This window comes from Ensifer sp. SL37 (assembly GCF_026672675.1).
Taxonomy (GTDB): Bacteria; Pseudomonadota; Alphaproteobacteria; order Rhizobiales; family Rhizobiaceae; genus Ensifer; species Ensifer adhaerens.
Genome location: NZ_JAPPRN010000007.1, coordinates 1,099,175 through 1,116,811 on the forward strand (window position 1 = coordinate 1,099,175; position 17,637 = coordinate 1,116,811).

Annotated in this window: 16 protein-coding genes; 5 read left to right on the forward strand and 11 right to left on the reverse strand. The window is 62.6% G+C overall.

Annotated features, from left to right (window positions below):
• Positions 1–15: 15 nt before the first annotated feature.
• The 5 genes from OVA00_RS37390 to OVA00_RS37410 all read right to left on the reverse strand — a co-directional run bounded on the left by OVA00_RS37390 (position 16) and on the right by OVA00_RS37410 (position 5,397).
• The gene (locus OVA00_RS37390) at positions 16–1,128 is read right to left on the reverse strand and encodes a mandelate racemase/muconate lactonizing enzyme family protein (RefSeq protein ID WP_060580716.1); all 1,113 of its coding nucleotides are present in this window, start codon (positions 1,126–1,128) and stop codon (positions 16–18) included.
• Between the two features lies 1 nt (position 1,129).
• Positions 1,130–2,227: an ABC transporter ATP-binding protein gene (locus OVA00_RS37395; protein ID WP_268090923.1), complete on the reverse strand. Its 1,098-nt coding sequence runs from the start codon at positions 2,225–2,227 to the stop codon at positions 1,130–1,132.
• Positions 2,228–2,233: 6 nt separating this feature from the next.
• The gene (locus tag OVA00_RS37400; protein ID WP_034796430.1) at positions 2,234–3,100 is read right to left on the reverse strand and encodes a carbohydrate ABC transporter permease; all 867 of its coding nucleotides are present in this window, start codon (positions 3,098–3,100) and stop codon (positions 2,234–2,236) included.
• A complete protein-coding gene (locus OVA00_RS37405) occupies positions 3,100–3,996 on the reverse strand; it encodes a carbohydrate ABC transporter permease (RefSeq protein WP_034796432.1) in 897 nt (298 codons plus the stop codon). Before OVA00_RS37405 ends, OVA00_RS37400 begins: the two co-directional genes overlap by 1 nt.
• An 81-nt stretch (positions 3,997–4,077) precedes the next feature.
• Positions 4,078–5,397 (reverse strand): extracellular solute-binding protein, encoded by a 1,320-nt coding sequence (locus OVA00_RS37410; protein WP_034796434.1) that lies wholly within the window; start codon positions 5,395–5,397, stop codon positions 4,078–4,080.
• A gap of 164 nt (positions 5,398–5,561) precedes the next feature.
• Between OVA00_RS37410 and OVA00_RS37415 the strand changes: the two genes are divergently transcribed.
• Positions 5,562–6,350, forward strand: a complete 789-nt coding sequence (locus tag OVA00_RS37415; RefSeq protein ID WP_034796531.1) for an IclR family transcriptional regulator — start codon at positions 5,562–5,564, stop codon at positions 6,348–6,350.
• A 76-nt stretch (positions 6,351–6,426) separates the two neighbouring features.
• Positions 6,427–7,263, forward strand: coding sequence for an amidohydrolase family protein (locus OVA00_RS37420; protein ID WP_060643830.1), 837 nt, complete (start codon positions 6,427–6,429; stop codon positions 7,261–7,263).
• 54 nt (positions 7,264–7,317) lie between these two features.
• Here OVA00_RS37420 and OVA00_RS37425 read toward each other — a convergent pair whose 3' ends face one another.
• The 3 genes from OVA00_RS37425 to OVA00_RS37435 are packed head-to-tail and all read right to left on the reverse strand — an operon-like array spanning position 7,318 to position 10,170.
• The gene (locus OVA00_RS37425; RefSeq protein WP_089045108.1) at positions 7,318–8,454 is read right to left on the reverse strand and encodes an ABC transporter substrate-binding protein; all 1,137 of its coding nucleotides are present in this window, start codon (positions 8,452–8,454) and stop codon (positions 7,318–7,320) included.
• Entirely contained in the window at positions 8,451–9,611 is a 1,161-nt protein-coding gene (locus OVA00_RS37430; RefSeq protein WP_268090926.1) for a CaiB/BaiF CoA transferase family protein, read from the reverse strand. Before OVA00_RS37430 ends, OVA00_RS37425 begins: the two co-directional genes overlap by 4 nt.
• 7 nt (positions 9,612–9,618) lie before the next feature.
• Positions 9,619–10,170 carry a MaoC family dehydratase gene (locus tag OVA00_RS37435; protein ID WP_034796442.1) on the reverse strand — a complete coding sequence of 184 codons (552 nt, stop codon included), beginning with the start codon at positions 10,168–10,170 and terminating at the stop codon, positions 9,619–9,621.
• A 298-nt stretch (positions 10,171–10,468) separates the two neighbouring features.
• Between OVA00_RS37435 and OVA00_RS37440 the strand changes: the two genes are divergently transcribed.
• The 3 genes from OVA00_RS37440 (at position 10,469) to OVA00_RS37450 (ending at position 13,856) form a co-directional block, all read left to right on the forward strand.
• On the forward strand, positions 10,469–11,449 hold the full coding sequence (locus tag OVA00_RS37440; RefSeq protein WP_034796445.1) for a sugar-binding transcriptional regulator: 981 nt from the start codon (positions 10,469–10,471) through the stop codon (positions 11,447–11,449).
• A 57-nt stretch (positions 11,450–11,506) separates the two neighbouring features.
• Positions 11,507–13,561, forward strand: coding sequence for a bifunctional aldolase/short-chain dehydrogenase (locus OVA00_RS37445; RefSeq protein ID WP_268090928.1), 2,055 nt, complete (start codon positions 11,507–11,509; stop codon positions 13,559–13,561).
• Between the two features lie 70 nt (positions 13,562–13,631).
• Entirely contained in the window at positions 13,632–13,856 is a 225-nt protein-coding gene (locus tag OVA00_RS37450) for a hypothetical protein (protein ID WP_034796449.1), read from the forward strand.
• A 57-nt stretch (positions 13,857–13,913) separates the two neighbouring features.
• Here OVA00_RS37450 and OVA00_RS37455 read toward each other — a convergent pair whose 3' ends face one another.
• The 3 genes from OVA00_RS37455 to OVA00_RS37465 are packed head-to-tail and all read right to left on the reverse strand — an operon-like array spanning position 13,914 to position 17,572.
• Positions 13,914–14,957, reverse strand: a complete 1,044-nt coding sequence (locus OVA00_RS37455; RefSeq protein ID WP_060517939.1) for a substrate-binding domain-containing protein — start codon at positions 14,955–14,957, stop codon at positions 13,914–13,916.
• Positions 14,958–15,008: 51 nt separating this feature from the next.
• Positions 15,009–16,058, reverse strand: a complete 1,050-nt coding sequence (locus OVA00_RS37460; protein WP_162733059.1) for an ABC transporter permease — start codon at positions 16,056–16,058, stop codon at positions 15,009–15,011.
• Positions 16,055–17,572 (reverse strand): sugar ABC transporter ATP-binding protein, encoded by a 1,518-nt coding sequence (locus OVA00_RS37465; RefSeq protein WP_060517943.1) that lies wholly within the window; start codon positions 17,570–17,572, stop codon positions 16,055–16,057. The genes OVA00_RS37460 and OVA00_RS37465 overlap by 4 nt, the downstream gene beginning before the upstream one ends.
• Between the last annotated feature and the right edge of the window lie 65 nt (positions 17,573–17,637).

Genomic DNA, 17,637 nt, shown 5'->3' on the forward strand with positions numbered 1-17,637 from the left:
GATGACCTCCCTATCCTAGCCCCGAAACTCGCGGGTAAACTCGTCGATCGAGCGGGCGCGCACGGCATCCCAATCCCAGGAAATCCCGATGCCTGGCTCGGACGGCGCCAATGCGCGACCGTTCCGGATCTCCATGCCCTTGGTCGTGAGATCATCGAGCTGCGGAATGTACTCAACATATTTGCCGTTCGGCACGGCGCAGACGAGGCTGACATGCAGCTCCATCAGGAAGTGCGGGCAGACCGGAATGTCGAAGGCTTCCGCCGCATGCGCGACTTTCAACCACGGCGTGATGCCGCCGATACGGGCAACGTCGACCTGGACGATCGAGCAGGCGCCCTTCTGCATGTATTCGCGGAAATGACGGATCGAGTACATGGATTCACCCACCGCAATCGGTGTGGGCGTCGAGCGCGTCAGCCGGATATGGCCGTCGAGATCGTCGGCCGGCAGCGGCTCCTCGATCCAGGCAAGGTCGAGCTCCTTCAGCCTGGACGCGCGGCGGATCGCCTCGTCGACGGTGAAACCCTGGTTGCAGTCGGTCATGATCTCGAAGCCGTCGCCGAGCGCCTTGCGCATTGCCGACAGGCGATCGTAATCCTCCGAGCCGTGCGGCTTGCCGATCTTCACCTTCGAACCTGAAAAGCCCTTGGCCTTGGCGGCAAGCGCGTCCTCGACCAGCGCTTCCTTTTCGATGTGCAGCCAGCCGCCCTCGGTGGTGTAGAGGGGGCAGCTTTCCTTGGCGCCGCCGGCAAGCTTCCAGAGCGGCAGCTTCTGCTTTTTGGCGCGCAGGTCCCAAAGTGCTGTGTCAACTGCCGCCAGCGCCAGCGCCGTTATCGGGCCGATCGTCGTCGCGTGGGTCGCAAATTCTAGTCTGTGCCAGATCGCCTCGATGCAATCGGCATCCTCGCCGATCAGGATCGGCACCAGGTGGTCGGAGAGAAGCCGCATCACCGACGAACCGCCCGTACCGATCGTATAGCTGTAGCCGGTGCCCGTCGCGCCATCGCTGTCGGTGATGGTGACGATCGGGGTTTCCTGGCTGACGAAGCTCTGGATCGCATCGGTCCGCTTCACCTTCGGCGGCAAGTCGACCATGCGCAGTTCAATTTTCTCGATTCTTGCCATGTCAGCCTTCCAGAGCCTTGCCGGTATCGATGTCGAAGAGGTGGGCGCGCGAGAGGTCGAAGCTCATGCGCACCTTCTCGCCCGGGCCAAGCGGGCGCGGATTGAGCATGCGCGAAACCCAGTCTCGACCGTTGAACTGGATGAAGACCAGCGTTTCATTACCCAGCGGTTCGGTGATCGACACCGGTAGCTCGACCTCGTGCACGGCGGCCGGGTCGCCGGCATGCAGACCATGGCCGCTCGGATAGATGTCGTCAGGCCTCAGACCGAAGGTGACCTTCTGTCCCGGACGGAGCGCGTTCACAAACCGCGGCGGGATAGGCAGCCGCATGCCGCTTACAAAGACGAGCGTACCGTTGTCGACGATCGCCTCGTCCATGTTCATCGGCGGCGAGCCGCTGAAGCCGGCCACGAACTTTGTGGCCGGGCGCTGGAACACTTCTTCCGGCGTGCCCACTTGTTCGATATAGCCATCACGCATGATGACGATGCGGTCTGACAAGGTCATCGCCTCGACCTGGTCGTGGGTGACGTAGATCATCGTCGCCTGCATGCGGGCATGCAGCTTCTTGATCTCGGTTCGCACCTGGGTGCGCAGCTTCGCATCCAGGTTCGACAGAGGTTCGTCGAACAGGAAGACATCCGGCTGGCGCACGATCGCGCGGCCCATGGCGACGCGCTGGCGCTGGCCGCCGGAAAGCTGCGACGGGCGACGCTCCAGAAGATGGCCGAGATCGAGGATGGCAGCGGCTTCATCGACCCGCGTCTTGATCTCGTCTGCCGAGCGTCCGGCGATCTTCAGCGAAAAACCCATGTTTTCGGCGACCGTCATATGCGGATAGAGCGCATAGGACTGGAAGACCATGGAGATATTGCGCGCCCGAGGTGGCAGGTCGTTGACCTTCTTTCCGCCGATTTCGATCGCGCCATCGCTGACGTCTTCGAGGCCTGCGATCATGCGCAGCGTTGTCGACTTGCCGCAGCCCGACGGGCCGACGAGCGCGATGAACTCGCGGTCCTTCACTTCGAGGTCGATGCCGTGGACGACCTCGAGCGCGCCGTAGCGCTTGACCAGTTTCCTGAGGGTGACAGGAGCCATGAACGATTATCCTTTCACCGCGCCGAAGGTGAGGCCCGAAACGAGGTGCTTCTGAATGATGAAGGTAAGGGTCAGCGCCGGGATGATCATTACGACGGCGAGCGCACACATGCCGCGCCAGTCGATGGTGAATTCGGCGGTGTAGTCGAGAAGCCCGACCGGCAAGGTCTTGGAATTGACCGAGCGGGTAATCTGCGAGGCAAGCGCATACTCGTTCCAGGACGTCAGGAACGCAAAGATGCCGGCGGATGCGATGCCGGGACCGGCAAGCGGAAACTCCACCTGCCAGAAGGCCTGCCACGGCGTGCAGCCGTCTATCTGGGCGGCCTCGGCGAGATCCTTCGGCACCTGGCGGAAGAAGCCGTCGATCAGCCAGATGGTGAAGGGCACGTTGAGCGCGACATAGGTCAGGATCAGCGAAAAATGCGTGTCGATGATACCGGTGCGGGCGTAGAGCATGAAGAGCGGCAGCGAGAGCGCGATGCCAGGCACGGCGCGCGTCAGCATGAAGCCGAGGAAGATCGCCGACTTCGCCTTGAAACGATAGCGGGCAAAGGCGTAGCCGCCGGCCATGCCGATCGCCAGTGCAATCACCGTCGAGGTCACCGAGATGATCAGCGAATTGCGAAAATAGTCCCAGACGGGAACGCCACCCTGCCCGGCGCCCGCAAACATGGCGCGATAGGCATCGAGCGAAATGCTCTCGGGGATCCAAACCGGTGGTTTCGCCATGATTTCGACGGTCGGGCGCAGCGACGACAGCACGATCCAGAGGCCGGGAAGGCAGATCACGGCCATTGCGAGAAACAGGCCGATCAGGTGCACCGTCTTCAACAGGCGGCGGCGCAGGCGGTGCGAAGCGTTGATATCCATTACCACTCGGCTCCGATCTGCTGGCGCGCCGCGGCGAGCTTGCGGAAGAAATAGACGGTGAAGACGATCGACAGGAGGATCGCGACATAGGCCATGGCGTTGGCGAGCCCCATGCGGGCATCGGCATAGGCTGTGCGGCCGACGAGCGTCCAGAGTAGCTCCGTGCGCTTGGCCGGGCCGCCATCGGTCATGATCTTGACGATGTCATAGGCGCGCGCGACGTCGAGAGAGCGGATCGTCATGGCGATGAAGGCGAACGGCATCAGATAGGGCCAGGTGACATAGCGGAAGGTCTGCCAGGGTGTGCAGCCGTCGACATGGGCAGCCTCGACCGGATCCTTCGGCATGGCGAGCAGGCCGGCCAGAATCAGGATCGCAAAGACTGCGGTCGAGGACCAGACTTCGGCGATGATGATCGAGAGCAGTGCGAGATTGCCGTCGATCAACCAGGGAATTGCCTGATCCGTCAGTCCCAGCGACTGCAGCGCATTGTTGACGAAGCCGATATTGTCGTTGAAGAGGAACTTGAACTGGAAGCCGACGAGCACGGGCGAAAACATCATCGGAAACATCATCATGGTGCGCAGCAGGCGCTGGCCGTGGGTCGCCTTGTTGACAAGCAAAGCCAGGCCGAGACCGAGGAGCATCTCGGCGTTCAGAGCCACAGTCAGCAACAGCACGGTGCGGCCAAACGCGACCCAGAATTCGGCGTTGCCAAGTACGGTCGCGTAGTTGCGCAGGCCGACAAAGACCCACAGCGTCTCCGGTTTGGTCAAGCGGAACGGCGTGAAGCTCGAATAGAAGGAAAAAAGGAGCGGCAACACGATCACCGCCGCGAGCACGACAAAGGCCGGAAGCAGAAGCAGGGCCGGTGCTGACAATTTCTTGAGCTTCATCGGGCAGTCCTGAGGATTGCATGAAATGGCTGAGGCGGCGCCGGCGCCTTCAAGGCATCGGCGCCGCCTCATGGGTAACGATCAGAGCTTGCCCGCGTCTTCGAGAATGCCGGTCGCTTTCTGAGCGGCGGCATCAAGCGCTTCCTTCGACGTCTTGTCGCCGAGGATGGCGGCCTGGAGTTCCGGATAGACGGCGTTGGAGATTTCGATCCACTCGGCCGTCTTCGGAACCGGGAAGGCATGCTTTGCGGCTTCCTGGAAAGCCTGCAGCACTTCCGTCTTGTAGGCGTCGCCCTCGGCTTGCTTGATGTTGTATTCCCAGACGGCAGTCCGGGTCGGCAACGGGCCGGCAGCCGATTCCAGCTTCTGGCTGTCCTCGTTGGTCAGCCACCAGACGAGCGAAGCGGCCGCTTCCTTGTTGGCGCAATCTTCGGTGACCGAGAAGCCATGATGGCCCGACCAGCCGGTGCGCTTGCCGGAAGAACCGGCCGGCTGCACCTTCACGCCGACATTGCCGGCGACCTTGGAGGACTTCGGGTCGTTGAAGAAGCTCGCCCAGCCAGGCCAGTCGAGGTTGAGGGCGATCGAGCCCGAGGCAAAGCCCTGGCCGAGGTCGTCCCAAAGATAGTTGGTCGTGCCCGGCGGTACGGCCTTGTCCTTGTAGAGCTTGACGAACCAGTCAAGCGCATGGACACCGGCTTCCGAGTTGAAGGCGGGGCGCCCGTCCTTGTCGAGATATTCGCCACCTTCGGCGACCAGCATTTCATAGAAGCGACCGTTGATTGCCTCTTCCTTACCGGCAAACTGCGTGCCGTAGAAATTCGGCGGGGCGGCGAAGAACTCGGCCTGATCGCTGACCTGGGCCCAGGTGTCCGGCGGCGCGAGGTCGTAACCGTATTTCGCCTTGAAGGCGGTCTTCTTGGCTTCGTCCTGGTAGAGGCTCTTCTGGTAGTAGAGCGCCGACACGTCGAACTGGGCGCGCGGCAACATCACCAGCTTGCCGTCGAGCGTCGAAGCGTCGATCAGCGCCGGCACGAATTTGGCGATCTCCTCCGGCGGCAGGAGCGCCAGGAGATCAGTGTAGATGTCGGGGTATTGCGGCGCGAAGGAGGAATGGTTCGAGCCGACGCACCAGCTGACGCCGCCAGTCGCGATGTCCGACTTGATCTCCTTGTCGAGTTCGAAGTGGTTCTTCTTCGACAGGATGTTGACCTTGGCGCCGGTCGCCTTCTCCCATTCGCCGATCCGCTCGTAGAGCTTTTCGTATTGCTGTCCACCGATCAGCTTGGCGTCGATCGTGACGCCCTCGAACTTGCCGGGCAGTTCTGCGGCATTCGCCGCTCCCCCTGCACAGGCAAGCATAACGACGCCGGCGGAGACGCCGGCAAGCAGCCTTTTCATATCCACTCCTCCCATGTTCACGCCCTCTTCCTGACGCGACGTTCTCATTTGTGAGCAACTAATTCATATACAAACAACATTTTTATGAAGCGTCAAGGGAGAACTTTCCTTTGTGGGCGCCTTCGTCTGCGTATATGGATATGAATATTCACCAAGGAGGCTTCATGGACACCGAAGAGTCAGATCGCTACCGCGCACCGGCCCTTGATAAGGGGCTCGACATTCTCGAGCTGCTCGCCAGCGTCGACGGCGGACTGACGCAGGCCGAGATTTCCAAGCGCCTGAACCGGAGTCCGAACGAGTTCTACCGCATGCTCGATCGGCTGGTGCGGCGCGGCTATGTCACGCGCATCGACGGAGATCGCTATTCGCTGACATTGAAGCTCTTCGGGTTGTCGCAACTGCATGCGCCGGTCCGCAGGCTTGCCTCCTACGCCACGCCCTTGATGCGGGATCTGGCCCAGCGCTCGAAGCAGGCAAACCACCTCGCCGTCTTCGATCGCGGCTCCGCCGTCGTCATCGCCCAGCAGGAAGCGCCTGATTATTGGGGCATTTCGATCCGGGTCGGGTCGCATATCAGCCTCTTCGACACGGGTTCCGGCCATATCCTGCTTGCCTTCCGCTCGGCCGAAGAGCGCGAAATGATGATCGCGGAACATGCCAGGAGCAAAGACGAGGTCCCGCGCGGGCCTGAGTTCTACGCGCGCCTCGATCAGATCCGCGAGCGCGGCTATGAAATGATGGCGAGCGCGCAGACAGCCGGCGTCTATAACCTCTCGGCGCCGATCCTGGGGCCTGATGGCCGCGGCATCGCGGCGCTGACCGTTCCCTATATCGCGCTCGTCAACGCGCCCTCGGCGCCAGACATCACTGAAAGCATCGCCCTTTTGCTGAAAACCGCCGAGCAACTGTCGACGTTGGCCGGTTCGGACGTGGCCTCCACAACAGATTGACGGCACTTGGGAACGGTCGTACTTCTTATCTGAATAGATCATTCTTATGTGAGAAGCCGTTCGGAGGAGGCGCGCCTTGATCATCGACACCCATCTTCACCTCATCGACAGGTCGAGGCTCGCCTATCCCTGGCTCGCCGGTGTGCCTGCCCTCAACCAGGACTTTCTCTACGCCACCTACGAGCGCGAAGCGCGGCGGCTCGGCATTACGGCCAGCCTGCACATGGAGGTCGATGTCGATCCTTTAGAGATGGAGAAGGAGACATCCGAGGTCGCGCGGCTCGCAGGCCAGGCGGATAGCCTGCTGAAGGGCGCTATTGCCGCCTGCCGACCTGAAGAGGATGGCTTTTCGGCCTATCTGGAACGCCAGGAAGCAAACGGCCTCGTCAAGGGCTTCCGCCGCGTGCTGCATGTGATGCCGGATGATCTCTCCGAAGGAGCGACTTTTCGCGACAATATCCGCCGGCTCGGCGGCCGTCGCTTCACCTTCGACCTCTGCGTCCTGCCGCACCAGATCGAAAAGGCGATTGCGCTTGCCGATCTGGCGCCCGACGTTCCGTTTATCCTCGACCATTGCGGCGTGCCCGACATTCGCGCCGGCGCCGAGCATCCCTGGCGCGAGCACATGAGCGAGATCGCCCAGCGTGCGAACGTCACGGCAAAAATCTCCGGCGTCGTCGCCTATGCGGACGAGGCCTGGCAGGTCGAGACGCTGCGCCCGTATGTCGAGCACACGATCGACGTCTTTGGTTGGGATCGGGTGGTCTGGGGAAGCGATTGGCCGGTCTGCACACTCGGCGGCAATCTTTCGACCTGGGTCGGCGCCACCCACGCGCTTCTGGAAGGCTGCAGCGCGGAGGAAAAGCGCAAGCTGCTTGCCGACAACGCGCGCCGGATCTGGAATCTCGCCTAGCAAGCCCTGCCCTAAGTCCGTTCCGGGACGCCTGGGCATCCCGGAACTCAGAAATCAGGCTGTAGCAAAACTCTCTGCAAACAGCCGATTGAGATCGTCGACGACCTTTCGCGCCGCCTCTTTGCCCGTGAGGCCGTCGTTGATGCGATCGGATGCCGCCTGCTGGAACGCCATGTAGCCGTCGTGCCGTGGGCGAACCCAGGCGCTCTCCAGCGTCTTGCGCGTCGCACGATAGAAATCGGATGTCGCGGCATTGACGGCGTCGTCATCCCAGGCGGCCGCGTGGCCGGGCTGCCCGCCTCCTGAGGCATAAGGACCGCGCTGGACGGCGCCGCTCGCAACGAAATAGGCGAAATCGATCGCCGCTTCCCGCGCCTGTGAGAAAGCCGAGACCGCAATCCCCGTTCCGCCGAGGGCCGAGCCTGCCGGACCATTGGTTCCGGCAACCGGAACATCGCCAAACGTCACGAGCGACGGCCGGAAGCCCGGCATCGCGTAGCTGACATAGCCGTAGATCAGAGGTGCACAGACAACTTTCGACGCCGGATCGCTCATTGCCTCCAGCAAGGCGATCGGGTCCATGGAAAAGCAGGAGGGATCGATCAGGTCTGTCAGTTCACGCAGGCGCTCGAAGGCGTTGATGCCCGCATCCGGATCGATCAGCGGCCCGGTAGCGTCACTGCGGCAGGGGGAACCGAGATTGCCGGCGAGCGTGTAGAAGCTCATCAGGGAATGCGGTGGGCGCATCGGCAGCGCCACCCTTGCCTGTCGCGCGAGCGCCAGCATGTCGGTCCAGCTTTCCATACGGTCCGTCAGGTCCGGGCGCCACGCCTGGACCTGGGTCGCCGCATCGATCGGAAAGGCCCATTGCCGGCCCTGCCAGGTATAGCTCGGATAGGAGCGCCCGACGCTCGCATCCTCAAGCGCCTTCCTCTCGGCTTGGCGGCCTTCCACATCAAGCGGCGCCAGGCACTTCTCCTTGGTGATTTGGCCGACATGCGGATGATCGATGACGATAAGATCATAGGCCCGCGCCAATTCCTCGACCGGATAGGTCTCAAAATCCTGCAGCGAGCGCTTGTCCCATTCTACCGTTATGCCGGTGCGTTCCTGCCAAAACCGCGAACAGGCGATCATCGGATCGTAGCCGCGCGGGTGGCTCCAGGTCATGCCCTTCAATGTGACGCTCACAGGCCGAACTCCTCTCGGATCGAGGTGCTATGCTCGCCGATCCGTGGTGCTGCGCGGTCCACCTGCGCACGCTTACCGTTGACCTTGAGCGGCGAACGCGTCGTCAGGATCGAAACGTCGTCCTCGCGCACCACCGTCTGCAGCATGTCGAGCACGCGGAAGCCTTCGCTTTCGAGCAGTTCGTTCCAGTTTAGAACCCGGGCGCACCAGATGTCCGCAGGCTCAAGCACGCCAAGCCAATGGTCGATGGTGTTTTCGGCGATCCGCTTGGCGATCAGCGCCTTGATTTCGTCCCGTTCGGAGAACCAGGAAGCCGGATCGTCGCGATAGGCGTCGAGTTGTGGCATTTGCAGGAGATCGGCAAGCTTCGGGATGGGCGTCATGGCGATGGCGAGATAGCCGTCCTTGGCCGGATAGACCCCATAGGGCGCCGACAGATAGGCATGGGCGCTGCGAAAACCCGACCGGGTCGGCAGCCGGCGGCCGTCATTCAAGTGCGTCGTCAGCACTTCGAACTGGAAGTCGACGAGGGCCTCGAGCAGACTCGTCTCGATCAGGCTGCCCTTGCCGGAAATGCCGCGACGGACGAGGGCTGCAAGGATACCTTGCGCTGCTGCGGCGCCCGCAAGCATGTCGCCGATCGCGAGACCAAAGGGCACCGGCCCTTGGCCCTCATCGCCGTTCAGCCACATGACGCCGGAGCGCGATTGCGCGAGCAGATCCTGCCCCGGCCGCTTCACCCAGGGGCCCTCCTCGCCATAGCCGCTGATCGAGGCATAAACGATCTTCGGGTTGATCGCCTTGACCGCCTCGTAGTCGAGCCCGAGCCGCTGGATGACGCCGGGACGGAAATTCTGAATCAGCACGTCGGCCTTGGCGAGCAACGTCTTCAAGGCTTTAAGATCGGCCTCGTTCTTGAGGTCGATCGCGAGGCTTTCCTTGGCGCGGTTGATGGCATGAAAGATCGTCGAATCGCCGCCGATCTCGGTGTCGCTCAGATAAAGCCGGCGCGACAGGTCGCCACCGTCGGGGCGCTCGATCTTGATGACGCGCGCCCCGAGATCCATGAGGCGCAAGGAGCAGTAGGGGCCTGAGAGAAACTGGCTCATGTCGACGACGACAAGGCCAGAGAGCGGCAGTTCGTTGGTTTCGGTCATCGGTATCTTACTTCTCGGTCTTGCCGACAAAGTCGGCGGGGTTCTTGTATTTCACGGTCTGCAGGTGCTCACAGTAGAGCACCAGCTCCCCCTCGCCCTTGAAGACCTGGTAGCTGGCCCGGATAAGCCCGAGCTCCCTGTAGCGGGGCGTTTTGTCCATGTTGGTACGGATCGTGTAGATCGTTTCGCCGATGAAGACCGGCTTGATGAAGCGCAGCTTGTCATAGCCGTAGGAAAAGGCGTTCACGCAGTTGGTGGCGACCAGCCCGAGGCCTGCGGAAAAGACGAAGGCGCCGGCAACGAGACGCCTGCCGAAGATGCCCTCGCGCTCGGCAAACATCTGATCCTGCACGTAAGGATGGATGTCGACGACGAGCGTATTGAAGAGGTGGCTGTCGCTCTCGGCGATCGTGCGACGCAAGGACCTTATACGCTGGCCGACTGGCCAGTCCTCATAGAACCAGTTTTCCGCGTTCCACACGGGAAGCGCGGCGTGCTCCTCCGGCATGTCCCCGGGACGGGTCGAGGACACCCCGACAGTGGGCATGAAGTCATCCATTGGTCAGTCCCTGATGCAATAGGTCGGCAACTGCGGGTCCGTTCGACGGTTCCCGAGGGCAATGCCGCTCGATCTCCATTCGGATCCTTATATGAATAGTATGTTCACATATGGATTCAGTTTGCAACCGGCTGTGGGCTGCAAGCGCGTTCGCGGCGAGAAGCGACGCCGTAAAGACCATCATTCAAATAGAGGTTCAGCTGCTGCAGCGCGCGCGAGGTGGCGACATTCGTCAACGACGTTGACTTTTGTCAGTATAGATGAAATATGTCAGATCCATCTTGCGAAGGTTCCGCCAATGCCCATCCGAGCCACAGACCAGATCATTCACAAGGCCGCCTGGCTCTATTATACGCACGGCCTGCGCCAGGACGAAGTGGCGCAGCGGCTGGAGATATCCCGCGCCTCGATCGCCATGTATCTGCGCAAGGCCCGCGAGATGGGCATCGTCACGATCACCACGTCGACAGAACTGTTTTCGCAGGACGTGCTTGCCCGCGAGCTCGAAGACGCCACCGGGCTTACGACTGCATGGCTCGTGCCGGAAGATCGGCAGGCGATGGACCCGGCCGCCGAAATGCCCGTCGTCGCGGCCTCCGTCTTTCTCGAACTGATCAACAAGGGCGACCGGATCGGTGTTGCCTGGGGCCGCACCGTCTATCATATCGCCGACGTCATGCCCTTTGCGGACCTGCGCGGCGTCACGGTCGTGCAACTTTGCGGCAACCTCGGCGCGCCCTATTCCTACCGCCCGGATCAATGCACGACGGAAATCGCCCGCCGCCTCAATGCCGAAGGGATTAATTTTTATGCGCCGCTCGTGCTTTCCTCCGAGCGGCTCGCCGAAGAACTGCGCGGCGAACCCGTCATCAAGGAGCAGCTCGCGACCATCTCCGACTGCGGTCTGGCGCTCTATTCGGTCGGCGGCATCGAGGATGACAGCCACCTCGTCAAATGCGGCGCGCTCTCGGCTGCAGACATGCATGCGATGGGCGAAAAGGGCGCGGCCGGCGTCATTGCCGGACAGCTCATCGATCGCGACGGCCAATGGATGGATTGCGAGCACAATCGCCGCTGCATTTCGGCCGATCTCGGCTCCATCCGCACGATCAAGAAGCGCATGCTGGTCGTGCAGGAGGACAGCAAGTTCGAACCGCTGATGGCGGCCTTGAAGGGCGGCTTCGCCTCGCATCTCGTCATCACCGAGTCGATGGCACGCAAAGTCCTCGATCGCTGGAACCGCGAAGGGCTTGGCAGAAGCGGCTCAGGCGCCCCCTGAGCCTCGAATTTGGGTCCGCCGATACCGGCCGGGCCGGTTTATCGGGAGGCTGAACTTATGGAAAATCTCTGGCGCGACGACGAGGCGGAGAAGGTCGTTGCGGGCTATCAGGCCAAGGGCACTGGCCGCGATCTGGCGCTGCGGACCTATACGACGCGACTGCTTGGCGGCGAGCCGCGGCTCGTGCTGCATGGCGGCGGCAACACCTCGGTGAAAACCGAAATCACAGACCTCGTCGGGGACACGCATGCCGTGCTCTGCGTCAAGGGCAGTGGCTGGGACATGGGCACGATCGAGCCCGCTGGCCTGCCAGCCGTCAAGATCGCCCCCCTGCTCAAGAGCCGCAAGCTCGAAAGGCTTTCGGACGAGGACATGGTGACGCTGTTGCGCGCCAACCTCATCGACCCGGCCTCGCCGAACCCGTCCGTGGAGGCGCTGCTGCACGCCTTCCTGCCACACAAGTTCGTCGACCACACCCATTCTACCGCCATTCTTGCCATCGCCGATCAGGCCAAGAGCCGGGAGATGTGCGCCGAGCTTTTCGGCAGGAAGATGGGCTTCGTGCCCTACATCATGCCGGGCTTCGCGCTGGCGAAGGCTGCGGCGGACGTGTTCGATCAGGATCCGACAGTCGAGGGGCTGATCCTCGACAAGCACGGAATCTTCACCTTCGCCGACACGGCGAAGGAAGCCTATGATCGGATGATCCGCTATGTCACGCTCGCCGAAGAGCATGTGAAAGCGAAGGGGCACAATCCGTTTACGCCCGCCGCCCTGCCCGCAGTGCTTGCAAGCCCTGCCGATATCGCGCCAATGCTGCGCGGCGCCGTTGCCGTCGACAAGGGCGAAGGCCGTTTTGACCGCATGGTCATTGTGTTCCGCACCTCGCCCGATATCCTCGACTTCGTCAATGCGCAGCAGGTTGAGGAGATGGCAGCCAGGGGCGTTTCGACGCCCGATCTTTCCATCCGCATCAAGACCGGCCCGTTGGTGCTTCCGGCGCCGGCTAAAGATGATCTCTCGGGCTACCGGGCCGTGATCGACGCGCGGGTCACCGCCTTTGCCGCCGACTACACCGGGTATTTCCACAGCAACGACGCACGAGACGACGTCAAGCGCATCATGCTCGATCCCATGCCGCGCCTGACGCTGGTGCCCGGGCTCGGCATGTTCGGCCATGGCCGCACCTACAAGGACGCGACGATCGCCGTCGATGTCGGCGAGATGTGGATCGAAGCTGCGCGCGACGCAGAATCCGTTGGCCGCTTCGAGCCGGTCAGCCGGCCGGATCTCTTCGATCTCGAATACTGGTCGCTGGAACAGGCGAAACTCGCAGGCGCCAAGCCGAAGCCGTTTACCGGCCAGGTCGCGCTCGTCACCGGCGGCGCCGGCGCCATCGGCGCTGCCATCGTCAAGGCTTTCGTCGCCGAGGGCGCCCATGCCGTCGTGCTCGATCTCGATGGCGACAAAGCAAGCGCAGTGGCGAAGGCGGCCGGCAACAACTCGATTGGCATCGCCTGCGACATCACCGATCCCGCTTCGGTGCGCGCCGCCTTCGACCGGGTGGTCGCGACCTTCGGCGGCGTCGATATCGTCGTCTCCAATGCGGGCGCCGCCTGGGAAAGCCCGATTGCGACGATGGACGACGCCCTGCTGCGCCGTAGCTTCGAGCTGAATTTCTTCGCGCATCAGACGGTTGCGCAGAATGCCGTTCGCATCATGAAGGAACAGAAGACCGGCGGAGTGCTGCTCTTCAACGCCTCCAAGCAGGCAGTCAACCCGGGCGCGAAGTTCGGCGCCTACGGATTGCCGAAAGCGGCGACGCTGTTTCTGTCGCGGCAATATGCGCTTGAGCATGGTGCCGACCATATCCGCGTCAATGCCGTCAACGCCGATCGCATCCGCTCGGGCCTGCTCAACGACGAGATGATCGCCAATCGTGCAGCCGCCCGCGGCCTTTCGGTCAAGGACTACATGGGCGGAAACCTGCTCGGTCTCGAAGTGACGGCCGAGGACGTAGCGCGCGCCTTCGTGCACCACGCGCTCGCAGAACGAACCACCGCGGATGTGACGACTGTGGATGGCGGCAACATCGCAGCGGCGATGCGCTGAGCGCTTCCGTCTAAGCGTAAAAACGTGCCACACTGCAGTCTCCCGCCAGAGTTGTTCGGATGGAGACGAAATGGTCGATCGATGGCCCGCAGATGCCGCGTTTCAAATGGGTGACTATGCCGCCAAGAAAGGCCGCGCCTCATGGCGCGGCAAGATCGTCGGCTGGTATCGCACAGACCTGACCAGCCTCGGCTACGCGATCGAAAGCCATTTCGAGCCGGGCTCCGTGCAGATCTATCCCGAGACGGCGATCGAAGCCTGGGTGCCGCCAAAGGCGGAAAGCGAATTAGAGTAACCAGGACAAAAAAAGGGGCGGTCTGATCGACCGCCCCTTTCGTTTCGCCTTGGGAGATTAAGGCTTCGGCATCCATGCGGGCATGGCAACATCTGCATGGGCGAACTGCGGCAGCTTCACGCCGAGCTCTTCCATGTTCTTGATGTCCTGATCGTTCAGGTCCTTCTGGGTGATCAGCGTCGGCGGTACGACCACCTGGCGGCCCGGGTCTTCGCCGGCAAGCAGCATGGCGAGCGAGCGGACCGAGACCTGGCCGACGACGGCAGGGTTGGTGGCGGCCGTCGCCGTCCAGGCCGAGCCCGTTTCGCGCATGGCGGCGATGTCGGACGTCGAAATGTCGGCCGAGTAGATCTTGACGCTGGAAGACAGGCCCGCTTCGTCGACGGCGATCTTCACGCCCTTGGCGAACTCGTCATAGGGCGCGAACATCACGGTAATGTCGGGCTTGGCCGAAATCACCGCGCGGGCCTGGTTGGCTACCGAGTTGGCGATCGGGTTGTCCATCGTTCCGAATTGCGCGGCTTCCTCGATGCCGGAGTACTTCGCCTTGAATTCCTTCCAGGTCTCGTCGCGGCGGTCGAGCGGCGCGATGCCGGCGACATAGACGTAGCCTGCCTTGAAGCTTTCGCCATTGTCCTTGACGGCCTGCTCGAGCGCGAGGCGGGCGAGGTCGCGGTCGGACTGCTCGATCTGCGGGATCTTCTCGTTCTCGACGTTTACGTCGAAGGCGACGACCTTGATGCCGGCGTCAACCGCGCGCTGGGCAGCTTCCTTCATCGATTCGGTCAGGCCGTGCTGGATGATGATGCCCTGCACGCCAAGCGCGATCGCCTGGTCGACCATGTCGGCCTGGAGCGCTGCATCCTGGCGGCTGTCGAAGACCTGAAGCTGCACGCCGAGCGCCTTGGACTGCGCCTCTACGCCTGCGAGATAGGACTGGAAGAAGTCGCCGGTCGAAAGGTAGCGCACAAGCGCGATCTTGACATCGCCGGCCTTGTCGAACGGCTTTGGCATGTCGGCTGCAAAGGACGGCACGCCGAAGGCGGCTGCCCCCATCAACCCAAGCGTCAAGCGGCCCAGGCTTCTGCGAGTCATGTTCATGTCAGTCTCCTCCACTGGTGAACTTTTTGTTTTCCGCTGAAGGGCACCCCTTCAGCGTTTGCCTCTTTTCGAGAGCGCAAAGGTGAAGATCAAGGCAGCGACGAGCACGGCGCCCTTGATGAAATCCTGGGTGTAATAGGGCGCGTTCATCATCGTCAGGCCCTGCAGCAGGATGCCGACGAAGAGCGCGCCGATCGCCGTGCCGAAAGCGTTCGGCTTGGCGGCGCCGAGCACGGCAAAACCGATGAGCGCTGCGGCAACCGCATCGAGCAGCAGGTTGTTGCCCGACGCGATGTCTCCGCGACCAAGACGGGCGGCAAGCAGGATGCCGCCGATCGAGGCGAAGACGCCGGAAATGATATAGGCCGAAATCTTGTAGGCATTGACCGGCGCACCGGCGAGGCCGGCTGCCCGCTCGTTGGAGCCGACGGCATACATCATGCGGCCGAAGCGGGTGTATTCGAGGAAGAACCAGATGACGATCGCCAGCACGATCAACACCACGACCGAAACCGGCACGAGGTTGGGCAGGACCAAATCGAAGCGGTGGCGGCCGAGTGCCAGGAAGGCCGGGCTGAAAGTGCCGCCGGCGACCGAGCCGTCGGGAAGCGTCATGCCTGTGGCAATCGACCGACCCTCCGTCGGGATGCGCTGGAGGCCGAGCAAGAGGAACATCATGCCGAGTGTCGCCAGCAGATCAGGCACGCGCATGTAGACGATAATGACGCCGTTGACGAAACCGACCAGGACGCCGATGGCAAGGCACACGAGCGTCGCCGTCAGTGCGTCGCCGCCCATCACCACCATCACATAGGACGAGGCCATCATCGCCGTCGTCGCGACCGAGCCGATCGAAAGATCGAAGCCGCCGACGACAAGCGTGGCCGTCACGCCCAGCGCCAGGATGCCGGTAATCGACACCGACTGCAGGATGAAGACCGCACTCTGCGGTGAGGCGAAGCCGCCGGTCACGAGCGAGAAATAGAGGACCATCCCGGCGAGAAGCACGAGGAAGCCGTATTTGATGGCCGCCTCGCGAATTCCCGATGCGCTCGAAGGGACCGCAACCGGTGCTGCGGAATTGCTCTGTTCACTGCTCATGACGCATGGACCTGTTGATAGAATTGACCGGCGATTTCCGACAGGAGCCGCTCGACATCGATGTCGGCATTGCGGTGCTCGCCGACGATGGTCTGTTCCGACATCACGAGGATGCGGTCGGCGACTTCGAAGGCTTCGTCGAGTTCGGTCACGAAGAGGATCGTGGCGCGGCCCGCGGCCGAGGCGCGCAGCTTCTCGCCGATGTCGCGGCGTGCGGCGATGTCGACGCCCTGGAACGGTTCGTCGAGGATGAGCAGGCGCGACGGCTCGGAAAGCCAGCGCCCGACCATCACCTTCTGCTGGTTCCCGCCCGAAAGCGTCTGCAACTCGTCGCGCTCGCTGCGGCAGACGACACCGAGGGCGGCGATCTGCTGGCGTGCCTTGGTCTTTTCCGCCCGCCGGCTCGATATGCCGAAGCGCGAGAGCCGGCTCAGGAACGGCAGGCTGATATTTTCGTAGATGTTGAAGTCGGGCACGATGCCGCTTTCGGCGCGGTCCTTGGCGACGAGGAAGACGCCGCGGGCGATAGCCCTTCCGGTGCTTGCCGGCGCGTAACGCGCGCCGTCGAGCGTCATCTCACCCGCAAACGGAGCGCGCGCGCCAAACAGGGTTTCGGCAAGCGCGGTCTTGCCGACGCCGACGAGCCCGGTGACGGCGACGATTTCCCCGTCACGGAGCGTGAAATCGAAGGGGCGCGCCTGTTCCGACAACTTCAGGCCGCTGACCGCAAAGACCGGAGCGCCGCCGTCGCGCAGATCAACGGCGCCAGCCAAGACCTTGCGACCGAGCATGGCGTTGACCGCACCCTCATAGTCCAGTTCCGGCCCTTCGAAGCGGCCACTGATGCGGCCATCACGCAGCGCCACGATGCTGTCGGCCAGCCGCCGGATGTCCGACATGCGGTGGGAGATATAGAGAATGGCGACGCCGCGCGCCTTCAGCCGGTCGACGAGATCGAAAAGCCGGTCGGCCTCCGCGCTCGACAGCGACGATGTCGGCTCGTCGAGGATCAGCACCTTCGGCTCATGCGCCATGGCACGGGCGATCGCCACCATCTGCCGGTCGGCAAGCGTCAGGTCGTTGATATTGGCGGCAAGATCGATCGCAAGCCCCATGCGCGAGGCGACCGCGGCGGCCTCTCGGCGCACCCGACGCGGGTTGAAGAACAGCCGCGCACCGCGCCCGTTCAAGCGGTCGAGCGTTAGATTGGTGGCGACGTCGAGATCGGCGACCACCCCGTCATTGATGTTCTGATGCACGGTGACAACGCCGGCGCGGATCGCCTCGGCCGGGGCCGTCGGCTCGAAGGGCATGCCGGCGAGCGTGATCGTGCCGGCGTCGCGCGTGTAAACGCCGCTCAGGATCCGCACGAGCGTGGATTTGCCGGCGCCATTTGCGCCCATCAGAACGGTAACCGCCCCAGCCTTGAGATCGAGATCCACCCCTCGAAGAACCGGTACCGGCCCGAAAGATTTGCGCACGCCCTCAATGCGAAACACTGCCTGTTCGCTCATTCTCTCCTCCCGATGAAGGCAGGTTAGGATAGGCTTCCGTCAAATGTCAAGGCCATTGACATTTG

Bases quoted from the DNA above. Each gene is read 5' to 3' on its own strand.
- OVA00_RS37390 (WP_060580716.1), bottom strand. From the start codon at position 1,128: ATGGCAAGAATCGAGAAAATTGAACTGCGCATGGTCGACTTGCCGCCG.
- OVA00_RS37395 (WP_268090923.1), bottom strand. From the start codon at position 2,227: ATGGCTCCTGTCACCCTCAGGAAACTGGTCAAGCGCTACGGCGCGCTC.
- OVA00_RS37400 (WP_034796430.1), bottom strand. From the start codon at position 3,100: ATGGATATCAACGCTTCGCACCGCCTGCGCCGCCGCCTGTTGAAGACG.
- OVA00_RS37405 (WP_034796432.1), bottom strand. From the start codon at position 3,996: ATGAAGCTCAAGAAATTGTCAGCACCGGCCCTGCTTCTGCTTCCGGCC.
- OVA00_RS37410 (WP_034796434.1), bottom strand. From the start codon at position 5,397: ATGAAAAGGCTGCTTGCCGGCGTCTCCGCCGGCGTCGTTATGCTTGCC.
- OVA00_RS37415 (WP_034796531.1), top strand. From the start codon at position 5,562: ATGGACACCGAAGAGTCAGATCGCTACCGCGCACCGGCCCTTGATAAG.
- OVA00_RS37430 (WP_268090926.1), bottom strand. From the start codon at position 9,611: ATGACCGAAACCAACGAACTGCCGCTCTCTGGCCTTGTCGTCGTCGAC.
- OVA00_RS37435 (WP_034796442.1), bottom strand. From the start codon at position 10,170: ATGGATGACTTCATGCCCACTGTCGGGGTGTCCTCGACCCGTCCCGGG.
- OVA00_RS37440 (WP_034796445.1), top strand. From the start codon at position 10,469: ATGCCCATCCGAGCCACAGACCAGATCATTCACAAGGCCGCCTGGCTC.
- OVA00_RS37445 (WP_268090928.1), top strand. From the start codon at position 11,507: ATGGAAAATCTCTGGCGCGACGACGAGGCGGAGAAGGTCGTTGCGGGC.
- OVA00_RS37450 (WP_034796449.1), top strand. From the start codon at position 13,632: ATGGTCGATCGATGGCCCGCAGATGCCGCGTTTCAAATGGGTGACTAT.
- OVA00_RS37455 (WP_060517939.1), bottom strand. From the start codon at position 14,957: ATGAACATGACTCGCAGAAGCCTGGGCCGCTTGACGCTTGGGTTGATG.
- OVA00_RS37460 (WP_162733059.1), bottom strand. From the start codon at position 16,058: ATGAGCAGTGAACAGAGCAATTCCGCAGCACCGGTTGCGGTCCCTTCG.
- OVA00_RS37465 (WP_060517943.1), bottom strand. From the start codon at position 17,572: ATGAGCGAACAGGCAGTGTTTCGCATTGAGGGCGTGCGCAAATCTTTC.